The following is a 12,282-nucleotide window of genomic DNA, read 5'->3' on the forward strand; positions in this document are numbered from 1 at the left end:
AACATCCTGGAATCCCGAGAGCCATGCGCGGATTAGGCCTGAAAGCAAGACGCATGGCGGATTCGCGGCAATGGGCATGTTCGTTCACCGGGGCGCAGGGCTGGTGAACACTTCCTCCAGCCAGTCGTAAGCCCGCTGATGGAACAGTGAACGCGCCATCTCCTCGCAATGCCCGCCGGCGCCTTCGGCTGTGGTGAAGCGCACGAGGGTCCGGGGACACTGCAGCGCGGCATGCAGCTGCTCCGCGAAGCGCGCGATCGGATCGCCTTCCGCCCAGGCCACCAGCGTGGGGCAGCGGATCTGTTCCGCGCGCCCCCTGAGGCTGTAGTCGCCGGCGATCCGGAAGTAATCGGCGAGGGAATCGAGGCCATGCACCCAGAGGGCCCGCTGGAAGGTCCAGTGCAGGGATGGATTGGAGCGGATCTGGCTCTGCAGGGCGTCGAGATCGGCGGGGGCGATCTCAGGTAGGCGTTCGCGCACGGCAGGCGGGAGCGGCAGGTTCGCCCGCAACGCCTCGAGGAGATCCCACTGGCCGGGGTCGGCGATGCAGGCAGCCAGGCGGTGCTCCCCGCTGGCTGCACGGGGCGCCAGATAGCCGCCGAAACTCCAGCCGATCAGCGCCATCCGCTGCGGGTCCACCTCCGGGCGGGAGAGCGCGTAGTCGACAACCGGGCGCACCACGTTCTCCCAGTCGGGGCGGAACACCAGGCCCTGGTGGATGAGGGGTCGGCCCTGGCCGGGGCCGTCGAAGGTGAGGCAGTGGTAGCCGCGGCGCACGGCGGCCACGGCATGGGCAAAGTGCGCCTCATGCACGGTGGCGTCGTAGCCGTTAGTGGCGATCACCGTGGGGCGCGGCTGGCCCGAGTCATCGGCACGGTGGAAGTAGCCGGGCAGGCTCGTGCCCTCGTAGGGGATTTCCACGGCCTCCACGGTTGGCGTCATGCGGGCGGCTGCTCTGGCGAACGCCTTGGCCTCCCGGTCGAAGGCCTCCACCAGCCGGACGTCCACAGGCGCACCGAAGAGCGGCAGGTAGGACGTGCGGTAGTAGTTGCTGGCCCGCAGGTAGGCCTCGCGGGCGCTCAACGCGTGGCCGGCCGCAGCACAGGATTCGGCGATGTGAAACACACGGTCAGCGGTGGCGGTCCAGGCCCGATACCAGCTGTCCGGATCCGCGGGCGTGATCTGCGCAGCCGTGACGAAGCACTCGCCGAAATCAGCACCCCCATAGAGCGCGTGCGACAGGGCGCGGACGGCAAACCGCTCAAAGAGCGGGTCTGCAAAGAAGAGTCCCATCGAGACGATCTCCGGCGGTCGCGCAAAGACGACCCAACACGGTCTGCATCATCACCGAGGACTTCGGCTTTCTCACGCGCAGGGCGGGCCAGAGGGCTGAGGCGTGTGGTCTGCCATACGAAGCGGGATCCGTTCGGCTTGGCGGCGTCTTCATAGGAATAGCTAGTATGGAAATCCATGGAATGACCACATGGCCTGTATGTCCCACCCCTAGATGAATGAAATAAGTTAGACTTCCTTAACAGTGGAAAATGCCTGACGCACGGCAGTTTTTTCTTTCGCTATGAACCTCCAGTGCCGCCAATGCAATAGCAAATCGGTCGTCTACGACCGAAGTCTTGGCGGCCGGGCTGTTTGCGCAGTCTGTGGAGCGCCTATGAGTGTCTCAAAATGGAATCCGATTCGTCGCCAAACTCATTCTGCAGCAGGTGGTAGGCCAGTAACCAAGCCGGCAAGGCGGCAAAATCATTACAAGCCAGTAATTCCGAGGAGAAGGAAGCAACAGCTTCCTGCCAAGATCTTGATTGCTTGGCTACTTCCCGTTGGCCTGGTCGGATGCTATCTCTATCTGATGGCAAATCCAAGGGCCGTCTCCCACTGGCTCGCTCAGTACAGCCCCTCTACTGCAAACGCTTGGTGGATCAAGACGCCTGCTGACATAGAGCTACTCATCGATCAAGCCCGCAGAGCTGATAGGGAAGCAGTTAATCTGTCGGTTCATGGAACGGTTCGCGAGTTGGTTACACGGCTACAGCGGAAAGGAGTACGTCTTCTGATCAGCGACAAGGTGATGGAGCACGCCGCTGGTGAATGGGATCCTGGTACGGCGGAAATCAGAATCCGGCCTTCCACTGTATCGATGGGTAGCAGAGTTCTGGCTGAAGCTCTGGCTCACGAAACAGCCCATGTGGCTCAGTCTTGTCGGGCTGGTGGCCTTGGAAAGAATAGCGAGCCGATGGGAATCCAGGTCAACGCTGCAGAGGTGTTCAAGCATCAACTTGGTTCACCCTTGTACAAGGGTGAACCGTCCAGTAAGGCGATTGAGTTGGAGGCTTATTCGGTAGGTGCAAATCCTCCTTGGGCTATTCAGTTATTGGATCACTTCTGCAAAGGCTGAACTGCGATGCCCAGATGGCTCTGATGCCCAGCCTCAGTGGCCTGACGTTGACTCAGGAGCTTCGCTCAATAGGTCAGCTTCGGCTAAGCACGAGCGCTGTAGCGTCTGTTAGGCTAACAACTTATCCAGGCGTTCCAGGCGAAGCCAAGCTTCGCTTCCGAGTTGACGTATCAGCATGACATCCGAAGATCGTAATCGCCGCATGAAGTGGGGTCAGAATGTTCCCCGTTGGTGGATATCTGATTTCAACATGACTCATCGAGGTGAGTCCAAAGAGAATGATTCAATCACATCCAAGGTCGACCAGCCCAGCGAAGCCAGAGGTGATGACCTCTTCAAGGGCGACAATGTCCAGCTCTTTCGACAGCGACTGTTAAATCTTCAGAAGAACTGGTCTAACTCTCAGAGGCAGCCATCAACGTTGCTGAAGCCCAAAAGACCAAGCTCTGAGGATTATGTGCAATACCGGCTGAAGCGGAATTCGAGACGTAGAATGCTTGAAGAGCAGACCAGTCGACTCAATCGGGACATACGGCGAGTTCAAGCAGGATTCGCGATAGTGATTTGTTTGATTGGGCTTTTGTTTGGCGGGCTCCTGGGCTTTCTCGTGGGCGGGGGCTTCGGCCTGCTAATCATTTCGCTTCGTATAAGGCTATAGGATGCCTTGATCCATCAACCCTTGTCGTTGTTCAGAACACTGCAAGGCGCCTCTCTGTCTATGGCATAGAGGCGTGGCTGGGACTTTCTGCATTGACCGTCCACTCTTCAGCGTCAAGATAAAGCGGGTGGGAATCGGATTTTTGTCAATGTCGGTGAGTGCAGCCCGCCGTTGATCTTCAACCATGTGACCAGGTTCCAAGCCCCAGCTGCCCCCCACTCCTCCAATGCCCCCGGCCCCACTGTCGTGGGCATCGACGTGGGTGGTCCCCGCAAGGGCTTCCATGCCGTTGCCCTCACCGGCGGCGCCTACGCCGCCCAGATGGCCACCAGCGATGCCGAGGCCCTTGCCCACTGGTGCCGCTCCGTGGTGCAGGCGAGCGTGATCGCCATCGATGCCCCCTGCCGCTGGAGCAGCGATGGCCGCGCCCGATCCTGCGAACGGGAGCTGAGGCAGCAGGGGATCATCTGCTTCGCCTCGCCCACCCGCCAGGCCGCCACCTGCCACTCCACCGGCTACTACGACTGGATGCTGCAGGGGGAGGCGCTGTATCAGGCCCTTGAGGTGTCCCATCCCCTGGTCGCTCGCCTCCCCATCAACGGGCCGTGCTGCTTCGAAACCTTCCCCCACGCCATCACCTGGCACCTGCGCGGTGGCGAGGCCCAGGCCTCCCAGAAGCGCACCCAGCGCCGGGAGCTGCTGCAGCGAGAGGGCATCGACCTGGCAGCGCTCAACAGCATCGACTGGATCGATGCCGCCCTCTGCGCGCTAACAGCCCAGCACGCCGCGGCCGGTGGCCCGTGCATGGCCTACGGCGAACCGGGGACCGGCTGGATCGTGGTGCCTCACTGAGCCGCCGGGGCCTCGGCCCCGCGGCTAACGGAGATCAGCGCCCCCACCAGCCCGAGGGCGGCCGCCAGACGGAAGGCAAACTGCTGGGCGCCAAGAAAGGCCTCCAGCTGGGACCCGCCCAGCCGCGCTCCCACCTCCCCGGCCAGGGCGGCGTCGGCACCGGCGGCGCCGAGGCCGTGGGCGAGCAGGGAGGCCGCCAGCGCCGTCCCGATCGCCTGGCCGAAGTTGCGTGCCGTCGACAGGAAGCCGTTGGCCACGCTGAGGTGCTGCGGCGGCACCGTGTTGAGCGTGGCGCTGTTGTTGGGGGGATGGAACAGGCCGCCGCCCATGCCAAGCAGCACCAGCGGCCCGATGATGCTGGCGTCGGCAGCGTCCGTACCCAGCCACGACAGGCCCACCAGGCCCGCACTCACGCAGAGCATGCCGGCCGTGCTCAGGGTCCGCGCCCCGGCCCGGTCCCCCAGGCTGCTCACCGTCAGGCTCGTGGCGGTGAGCACCAGCGAGAGCGGCACGATCAGCAGGCCCGACATCACCGGCGTGCGGCCCAGCACCAGTTGCGCGTACAACGGCAGCAGGAAGTAGCAGGCCACCGCGGCCACGAAATAGAAGGCGGCGGCCACCGAGCCGAAGGTGAAGGCCCGCGAGCGGAACAGGCTGAGCGTCAGCAGCGGTTTCGGCAGGCGCTGCTCCACCGCCACGAACAGGGCCAGAGCCGCCGCGCCGCCCATCAGGATCGCCAGGCTGGCCGGGCTCAGACCCTCCTGGGAGAGCTGCTCGATCACCAGGAAGGGAGCGCTGGTGGCCACCACCGCCAGCACGGCCCCCGTCCAGTCCATGGCGCTGCGGTCCTGGCTGCGGGGGCGGGCCTTGAGGATCCGGAGGCTGAGGATCAGTCCGGCCAGGCTCACCGCCAGGATCACCAGAAAAAGGGAGCGCCAGCCGAACTGGCCGATCAGCAGGCCGCCGAGCACCAGCCCCGTGACCTGGGCCAGCGCCAGGATCGAGGCATTGACGGCCATGGCCTTGCGTCGCTCCTGCTTCGGGAAGACGGCGGTGATCTCGGCCATCACGTTGGCCAGCACCAGGCCGCCGCCCACGCCCTGGAGAACGCGGAAGCCGATCAGGATCTCCACCGTCGGCGCCAGCGCGCACAGCACCGACGTGACGACCAGGACGCCCATGCCGATGACGACGATGCGCCGGCGTCCCCAGATATCGGCCAGGCGTCCGGCCGGCAGCAGGGTGACCGTCACGGTGAGCAGGTAGGCGACGATCACCCACTTGAGAACCGGCAGCCCGACGCCGAACTGACGCGCCATCGCCGGCAGGGCGAGGGTGACGATGAACCCGTCCATGTAGACAACGAAGTTGCCGCATTCCACGGCGGCCAGGGTCCACCAGCGGTCGGGATTGGCCGGCGGCGCTTCCCCCGGACGCTGGACGGCGGCGTTGGCTTGTTCCATGGCCGGCGTTGCCCTGATCTCCAGATGGTCTGCAGATACTGGCAGCGGTGCTGTTCTACCGACGTGGGTTTCGGCTGTGAGCAGGCAGAAGGACCTCAATCGAAATGTCCATTAAGATGCCCTAATGGACATTTCCGTGACCGAGTTCCGTGCCCAGTGCCTGGAGTTGATCCGGCAGGTGGAGTGTGGTGGCGAGGTGGTGGAGATCACCCGCCACGGCAAGTTGGTGGCACGCCTCATGCCGCCGACCGCGCGCTCCGCTCAGGGACCCCCGCCATGGACGACCCTGCGCGGTTCCGGTGTGCTCCACGCTGAGCCAGAGGAATCCGTGCTGGAGGCCCAGGCCTTCGATGCCCTGCGGTGAAGATTCTGCTTGACACCCATGTCTGGCTGTGGTGGCTGCTGGGTTCCGAGCGCCTCGTGGCCGGGGAACGGCGTTCGCTGGATCGAATGGCTGCCGCCGGCAGCACCCACCTCTCGGCCATGAGCCTCTGGGAGGCGCAGATGCTCTCCACAAAAGGACGGCTGACGCTGGATCGGCCGTTTCAGACCTGGTTGCAGGAGGCCGCTTCCCCTGCGGTAGTTCAGATCATGCCCCTTGACGTGGAGGTGGTCATCGCCCTCCATCAGATGCCGGATGGGTTCCATGGTGATCCTGCCGACAGGCTGATCGTGGCCACGGGCTTGGCCCATGGGTTGGTGCTCGCCACCCATGACCAGGCCATCCGCAACAGCGGAGTGATCCCGATCTGGAGGGGGGCCAGGACGTAGCCCGGTTTTTCCGGCATTGGCCGCTGCCGCAGGCTTGCTGGGCTTTCGCCAGCAGATCGCTCCGGGCCGCTGGCGCCTTGAATAGGCAGCAGGCCAAAGCACCGCCCATTCCAGGAGCAAGACATTGCCCTACGTGAACGTTCAGATCACCAAAGGTGCATCGCGGCAGCAGAAGGCCGAGATCGTCAAGGACATCACCGACTCACTCGTTCGTGTGCTCGGCAAGAAGCCCGAGCACACCCATGTCGTCATCCAGGAGATCGACGACGAGAACTGGGGATTCTCCGGGATGCTCACGGACGACTGGAAGGCAGCGCAGGCGGGGACATCCAGCCATGGGCGATAGACCTGCCACCGATTGGGAGGCCAGGTTCCAGGCCAGCCGGGAGCCCCAGGTGAAGGTGCTGGAGAAAGCGTTCGCGGGCATCCCCGCCGGTGCCCGGATGCTGGTCGTCACCCCTCGGATCGTCGATGCGGAGGTGCGCGAGATCGCGCCTGGGGCCGTGATGGCAGCGGCGACCCTGCGTCAGCGACTGGCCGTGCGGCATGGGGCTGAGTATTCCTGTCCGGTCACGACCGGGATCGCCCTGCGGGTCGTGGCCGAGCGCTCCTACCTCCGCCTGCAGGCCGGTATGGACCCGGTCACGCCGTTCTGGCGCGCGCTTGACCCCGACAGCGATCTGGCGGGCAAGCTGGCCTGTGGCCGGGAGTTCCTGCGGCGGATGAGAGCCGCAGAGGCGGCGCCCCTGCGCACCGGTCGATGAAACCCAGGATCTTTGAAGGTGGCTGCCTCTGTGGTGAGGGTTATGAACGGGCCCATTCCCTACCCTAAGCCCATGGCAGATGCAGATATCCGCTGGCGCCAGCGGTTTGACAACTTCGAACGGGCCTTGCAGGTGCTGGCACGCGGTGTTGCGCTGGCGCAGCAGCGCCCGCTGAGCGAGTTGGAGCAGCAGGGGCTGATTCAGGGATTCGAGTTCACCCATGAACTCGCCTGGAATCTGCTCAAGGACTATCTGCAGTATCAGGGAATTGAGGGCATCATTGGATCACGCGATGCCACGCGCCTGGCCTTTCAAAGTGGTCTTGTCGACGATGGTGAGGGCTGGATGGCGATGATCAAGGCCCGCAACCAGTCTTCGCACACCTACAACCTCGAACAGGCCAAGGCGATCGCCCACGACGTGATCGTCCGCTTTGCGCCGTTGTTCGACGCCCTGCGTGTGCGCTTCGCAGCACTCAGCGAATCCCGGCCATGATCAGCACGGCCCCGCTGGCGTCAGGCCAAGCCATCGGCCTACCGGATTCGGCCGTGGCGGCCATCCAGAGGGTGCTCGCCGGCTACCCCGAGGTGGAGGCTGCAATCCTCTACGGCTCCAGAGCCCTTGGCCGCCACCGCCCCGCCTCCGATATCGATCTCACCCTGACGGGTCACGCCATCAGCAACGCCACCTTGGCCAGCATCGATGCCGATCTCGATGATCTGCTCCTGCCCTGGCTGATCGATCTCTCCGCACTCGCCGCCATCAGCCATCCCGCCCTTCTGGACCACATCCAACGGGCCGGCGTGCTGCTGTACCGACGCTCGGATCCGCCAGCCTTCCCTGCCTGACCGTCCGGGTGGCTACTTCTGGTCTAGTCTGGTCTGGTTGAGGTGCCCGTCGCCATGGTGTCCCGTCCCAGCCGGGTGGTGAACATGCTCGAAGCGAAGACCCACCTCTCACGCCTGGTGGAAGCGATCGAAACCGGCGCCGAGGCCGAGGTGGTGATCGCTCGCAACGGCCGGCCCGTGGCACGGCTCACCAGCCTGCAGCCGCCCGAACGACCCCGCCGGCTCGGCATCGCCCGCGGCCAGTTCGTGGTGCCCGAGTCGATCGATGCGGCCAATCCCCTGATCGCCGATCTGTTCGAGCAGGGCTGATGCGGCTGCTGCTCGACACCCACACCTTTCTCTGGGCCATCACCGATGACCCGAAGCTGGGGCCCCTCAGCCGTGAGCTGATCACCAACCGGGCCAGCGCGGTGGTTCTCAGCCATGTGTCGCTCTGGGAGATCGCCATCAAGCACACCCTGGCCCGCGGCGACATGCCCCTGTCGGCCGGCGAGGCCATCGCCTGGGCGGAGCCATCCGGCTTCGCGTTCCTCCCCATCGACCTTCCCCATCTGCTGGCACTGGAACAGCTGCCCCTGCACCACCGCGATCCGTTCGATCGCCTGCTCGTCGCCCAGGCCATCAGCGGCCCCTTCACCCTGCTCAGTGCCGACGCGGCGTTCGCCGCCTATGGCTGCCCGCTGCAGGACGCCCGCGCCTGAAGCCGCCTCCGCCAGAGCACCCGGATCAGCCCGGAGTCCCCGGCGGCGCGCTCACCAATCGCACCAGCAGCTCGGCGTAGGCCTCCCGGTCCACCGGGGCCACCTCGCGGCCGTGCAGCAGGTCCTGCATCAGGATCAGGTGCACCAGGGCGCCCATGAACAGCCGCGCCCGCAGCTCCGCCTCCGCTGCGCCGGCGATGGCCTCGAACAGCGCCGTCACCCGGCCCACGCCGGTGCGCTCCAGCTGGGCCAGGAAGGTCTTGGCCAGTTCGGGGAACCGCTCCGACTCGGCGATCACCAGGCGCAGGAAGTCCAGGAACTGGGGCTGGCTGTGGCGGCACTCCAGGCAGCGGGCCGCCAGTTCCCGCAGGGCCGCGGCGGGCTCGGCCGGCAGGGCCTGCTGGGCTGAGGCGCCGAACAGTTCGCTGAGGCGCTCGCCCACCATCGCCTCGGTGAGGGCGCGGAACAGGGCCTGCTTGTCGGCGAAGTGGCCGTACACGGTGGCCTTCGAGACGCCCGCCGCCGCGGCGACGCGGTCCATTGAGCTGGCGGCGTAGCCGTGCTGCAGAAATTCGCGCCGGGCGCCGTCGAGAACGGCCTGACGCTTGTGCTGGCTGCGCCGCTCGCGGGCGCTGGGGCCGGAGGTGTTCCTGGGGACGGCAGCGTCACCACCGGCATCGGCTGGGGGCATGGCGCGTCCTGCTCAAAAGAAAACTGAACTGAACCGTATAGTAACTGCAGATGGGAGGGGCGCGATGGTGGGGCGGCGGACGCAGCTGGGGCTGGTGGCGGCGGGCGGGGCCGTGGTGCTGGCCCTGGGCGTCGGCCTGCTGCGCCGCGCCACGCCGCCGCCGCCGCCGGTGGTCGAGCGGCCGATCCGCACCGTCACCGCCCTGGGCCGGCTGGAGCCGGTCAGCGCCCTGCGCACGATCGCGGCGCCGCTCTCGGGCGCCGGCCAGCCCACCCTGCAGGCCCTGCTGGTCGACCGCGGCGATGCGGTGCAGGCCGGCCAGCTGCTGGCCCTGCTCGACAACCAGCCCCAGCTGGAGGCTGCCGTGGCGGCGGCCCGGGCCGAGGTGAACCTGGCCCGTTCCCGGCTGGCGATCGCCCGCGCCGATGCCGGCAGCGGCGAGGACGGCCAGCAGGCCAAGGTGCGCTCCCTGGAGGCCCAGCGGCGCACGGCCGCCACCGAGGCCGCCCGTTACCAGAGCCTGTTCACCAGCGGTGCCGTCTCGGCCGAAGAGCGCGACAACCGCCGCCTCAGCCTCGACACCATCACAGCCTCGCTGCAGGAGGCCCGGGTGCTGCTGGCGCGGCAGCAGGCGCGCAGCAGCGCCGGCACCGGTGGCGTGGATCTGGATGTGGAGGCCTCCCGGCGCGTGCTGGAGCAGGCCCAGGCCAACCTGCAGCGCGCCATCGCCGCCCGCGACGACAACCTGATCCGGGCGCCGATCGCCGGCACCGTGCTGCAGGTGGTCGCCCGGGCTGGCGAGGCCCCCGGGGCGGCGGGAATCCTGCAGCTGGGCCAGACCGGCCGGATGCAGGCGGTGGCGGAGGTGTACGAGAGCGATCTGCCGCGGGTGCGGCGCGGGCAGCCGGTGCGGATCACCAGCCCGGCCCTGACCCAGCCGCTGCAGGGTCGGGTGGAGCAGATCGGCGCGATCGTGCTGCGCCAGAACCTGATCAACACCGATCCGAGCGCCAACACCGACAACCGGGTGGTGGAGGTGCGCGCCCCGCTGACGCCGGAGAGCAGCCGGCGGGCGGCGGGGTTCACCAACCTGCAGGTGCGGGTGGTGATCGGGCCATGAGAACCCCGCTCGGCTGGCTGCAGCTCCGCCACGACCGCGGCCGCTTCCTGGTGGCCCTCGCCGGCATCGCCTTCGCCGATCTGCTGATGTTCATGCAGCTGGGCTTCCAGGCGGCCCTCTACGACAGCAACACCCGCCTGGATCGCGCCTTCCGGGGCGATGTGGTGCTGATCAGCCCGAAGGCGCTGAACCTGCAGAACCTCTCCACCTTCCCGCGCCGCCGGCTGCTGCAGGCCCTGGATGTGCCCGGTGTGGTGGAGGCCCAGGGGCTCTACATCCGCACGGTGAACTGGCGCAATCCCCAGACCCTGCAGAGCGCCACGGTGCAGGTGCTGGGGTTCGATCCGGATGCCGATGTGCTGCGATTGCCGGAGGTGCGGGCCCAGGCCGATCGCCTCAAGCTGCCCGACACGGTGCTGTTCGACCGGGGCGCCCGGGGCCGCTATGGCGAGGTGATCGCCCGGCTCGATCGCGGCGAGCCGGTGACCAGTGAGATCGAGCGGCGCACCATCGCCGTGGGCGGCCTGTTCCGGCTGGGGGCCTCCTTCGGGGCCGATGCCACCCTGATGGCCAGCGACCAGACGTTCCTGCGGATGTTCCCGCGGGCGAAGGCCGGCAGCATCAGCGTCGGGCTGCTCACCCTGGCGCCGGGGGAACCGGTGGCGCCGGTGGTGCAGGAGCTGCGGCGCCACCTGCCGGATGACGTGCAGGTGCTCAGCCACGCCGACTTCGTGCGGTTCGAGGAGAACTACTGGCGGACGGCCAGTCCCGTGGGCTTCATCTTCGGGCTGGGCACGGCCATGGCCTTCGTGGTGGGGGTGGTGATCGTCTACCAGGTGCTCTCCACCGATGTGAATGCCCACCTGCAGGAGTACGCCACCTTCAAGGCGATGGGCTTCCGCCAGCGCTACCTGCTGCTGGTGGTGGTGGAGCAGGCCCTGATCCTGGCGGCCCTGGGCTTCATCCCCGGCGTGCTGATGCCGCTGTGGCTGTACGCGGTGGCGGCGAAGGCCACCAGCCTGCCCATCGCCATGACCCTGGGGCGGGCGACCACGGTGTTCGTGCTGACGCTGGTGATGTGCCTGGCATCCGGGGCGATCGCCACCCGGCGGCTGCAGGCGGCCGATCCGGCCGAGCTCTTCTGATGGGGACCGCCGCCATGGCCAGCGCGATCGTGATCGAGGGGCTCAACCACCACTTCGGCCGGGGCGCGGTGCGGCGTCAGGTGCTGTTCGATGTGGCCCTGGAGGTGGCCGCCGGCGAGATCGTGCTGCTCACCGGCCCCTCCGGCTCCGGCAAGACCACCCTGCTGACCCTGATCGGCGGCCTGCGGGCGGCCCAGGGGGGCCGGCTGCGGGTGCTGGGGCGGGAGCTGGTGGGGGCCTCGCCGCTGCAGCTCACCCTGGCCCGCCGGGAGCACGGCTACATCTTCCAGGCCCACAACCTGCACCGCAGCCTCAGCGCCGCCCAGAACGTGCGTATGGCGCTGGAGATGCGCGGCACCCTCAGCGACGCGGAGATGGACCGGCGCGCCCGGCGGATCCTCGAGAGTGTGGGGCTGGGGGATCACCTGGATGTCAAGCCGGCCCAGCTCTCGGGCGGGCAGAAGCAGCGGGTGGCAGTGGCGCGGGCCCTGGTGGGGGAGCCGCCGCTGCTGCTGGCCGATGAACCCACCGCCGCCCTCGACAGCCACTCCGGCCGCGAGGTGGTGCTGCTGATGCAGCGGCTGGCGCGGGAGCAGGGCTGCACGATCCTGCTGGTGACCCACGACAGCCGCATCCTCGACATCGCCGACCGCACCCTCTCGTTGGAGGATGGCCGGCTCTGCTGATAGGGGCCGGTATGTGAACGCCGAACTGCCGCCGGTTGGACGCGGCGTTTCACCAGGCCTCGCTTCTGGGGCTCTGTCGCGTGGCCCGAGAGGTCAGGGTGTTTCCTTTGCTGGAGTTGGGCAGGACGGTGTCACCCCATGTCTCCGGACAGGTGGAGATGCTGCGCATTCAG

At 67.0% G+C, this 12,282-nt stretch carries 15 protein-coding genes and 1 pseudogene; 13 read left to right on the top strand and 3 right to left on the bottom strand.

The window, feature by feature from the left end; genetic code table 11:
* Positions 1–84 precede the first annotated feature (84 nt).
* Positions 85–1,293, bottom strand: a complete 1,209-nt coding sequence (locus KUG39_RS06460) for an alpha/beta hydrolase family protein (protein ID WP_216913681.1) — start codon at positions 1,291–1,293, stop codon at positions 85–87.
* Between the two features lie 376 nt (positions 1,294–1,669).
* Between KUG39_RS06460 and KUG39_RS06465 the strand changes: the two genes are divergently transcribed.
* Together KUG39_RS06465 and KUG39_RS06470 are read left to right on the top strand one after the other, a co-directional pair.
* Entirely contained in the window at positions 1,670–2,410 is a 741-nt protein-coding gene (locus tag KUG39_RS06465; protein ID WP_216918259.1) for a hypothetical protein, read from the top strand.
* A gap of 844 nt (positions 2,411–3,254) precedes the next feature.
* Positions 3,255–3,920, top strand: a complete 666-nt coding sequence (locus tag KUG39_RS06470; protein ID WP_216913685.1) for a DUF429 domain-containing protein — start codon at positions 3,255–3,257, stop codon at positions 3,918–3,920.
* Here the strand turns inward: KUG39_RS06470 and KUG39_RS06475 are convergent.
* Positions 3,914–5,383 (bottom strand): MFS transporter, encoded by a 1,470-nt coding sequence (locus tag KUG39_RS06475; RefSeq protein ID WP_216913687.1) that lies wholly within the window; start codon positions 5,381–5,383, stop codon positions 3,914–3,916. The two genes, KUG39_RS06470 and KUG39_RS06475, sit on opposite strands and share 7 nt — an antisense overlap.
* A gap of 136 nt (positions 5,384–5,519) precedes the next feature.
* Here KUG39_RS06475 and KUG39_RS06480 point away from each other — a divergent pair, with 136 nt between their 5' ends.
* From KUG39_RS06480 to KUG39_RS06515, 8 genes and pseudogenes are all read left to right on the top strand, one after another.
* Positions 5,520–5,747 (top strand): type II toxin-antitoxin system Phd/YefM family antitoxin, encoded by a 228-nt coding sequence (locus KUG39_RS06480; protein ID WP_199297102.1) that lies wholly within the window; start codon positions 5,520–5,522, stop codon positions 5,745–5,747.
* Complete coding sequence (locus KUG39_RS06485) at positions 5,744–6,154, top strand: type II toxin-antitoxin system VapC family toxin (RefSeq protein WP_190611268.1); 411 nt, start codon at positions 5,744–5,746, stop codon at positions 6,152–6,154. The genes KUG39_RS06480 and KUG39_RS06485 overlap by 4 nt, the downstream gene beginning before the upstream one ends.
* A gap of 118 nt (positions 6,155–6,272) precedes the next feature.
* Positions 6,273–6,500 (top strand): annotated as a pseudogene (locus KUG39_RS06490) (tautomerase family protein); the annotation flags it as partial.
* The gene (locus KUG39_RS06495) at positions 6,490–6,918 is read left to right on the top strand and encodes a hypothetical protein (RefSeq protein WP_216913690.1); all 429 of its coding nucleotides are present in this window, start codon (positions 6,490–6,492) and stop codon (positions 6,916–6,918) included. The pseudogene KUG39_RS06490 and the gene KUG39_RS06495, both read left to right, overlap by 11 nt.
* Positions 6,919–6,990: 72 nt before the next feature.
* On the top strand, positions 6,991–7,413 hold the full coding sequence (locus tag KUG39_RS06500) for a nucleotidyltransferase substrate binding protein (protein WP_216913692.1): 423 nt from the start codon (positions 6,991–6,993) through the stop codon (positions 7,411–7,413).
* Positions 7,410–7,766 carry a nucleotidyltransferase domain-containing protein gene (locus tag KUG39_RS06505; RefSeq protein WP_216913694.1) on the top strand — a complete coding sequence of 119 codons (357 nt, stop codon included), beginning with the start codon at positions 7,410–7,412 and terminating at the stop codon, positions 7,764–7,766. The genes KUG39_RS06500 and KUG39_RS06505 overlap by 4 nt, the downstream gene beginning before the upstream one ends.
* 54 nt (positions 7,767–7,820) lie before the next feature.
* Complete coding sequence (locus KUG39_RS06510) at positions 7,821–8,075, top strand: type II toxin-antitoxin system Phd/YefM family antitoxin (RefSeq protein WP_094584476.1); 255 nt, start codon at positions 7,821–7,823, stop codon at positions 8,073–8,075.
* Positions 8,075–8,467: a type II toxin-antitoxin system VapC family toxin gene (locus KUG39_RS06515; protein WP_216913696.1), complete on the top strand. Its 393-nt coding sequence runs from the start codon at positions 8,075–8,077 to the stop codon at positions 8,465–8,467. Before KUG39_RS06510 ends, KUG39_RS06515 begins: the two co-directional genes overlap by 1 nt.
* A 25-nt stretch (positions 8,468–8,492) precedes the next feature.
* Here the strand turns inward: KUG39_RS06515 and KUG39_RS06520 are convergent, their stop codons facing one another.
* Positions 8,493–9,158 carry a TetR/AcrR family transcriptional regulator gene (locus KUG39_RS06520; RefSeq protein ID WP_094584441.1) on the bottom strand — a complete coding sequence of 222 codons (666 nt, stop codon included), beginning with the start codon at positions 9,156–9,158 and terminating at the stop codon, positions 8,493–8,495.
* A gap of 64 nt (positions 9,159–9,222) precedes the next feature.
* Between KUG39_RS06520 and KUG39_RS06525 the strand changes: the two genes are divergently transcribed.
* The 3 genes from KUG39_RS06525 to KUG39_RS06535 are packed head-to-tail and all read left to right on the top strand — an operon-like array spanning position 9,223 to position 12,109.
* Positions 9,223–10,278 (top strand): HlyD family efflux transporter periplasmic adaptor subunit, encoded by a 1,056-nt coding sequence (locus KUG39_RS06525; protein WP_216918261.1) that lies wholly within the window; start codon positions 9,223–9,225, stop codon positions 10,276–10,278.
* Positions 10,275–11,423: an ABC transporter permease DevC gene (devC, locus tag KUG39_RS06530; protein ID WP_216913700.1), complete on the top strand. Its 1,149-nt coding sequence runs from the start codon at positions 10,275–10,277 to the stop codon at positions 11,421–11,423. The genes KUG39_RS06525 and devC overlap by 4 nt, the downstream gene beginning before the upstream one ends.
* Positions 11,424–11,437: 14 nt before the next feature.
* Entirely contained in the window at positions 11,438–12,109 is a 672-nt protein-coding gene (locus KUG39_RS06535) for an ATP-binding cassette domain-containing protein (RefSeq protein ID WP_216913702.1), read from the top strand.
* Positions 12,110–12,282: the final 173 nt, after the last annotated feature.

This window comes from Synechococcus sp. CCAP 1479/10, from assembly GCF_019038515.1.
Lineage (GTDB): Bacteria > Cyanobacteriota > Cyanobacteriia > PCC-6307 > Cyanobiaceae > Cyanobium.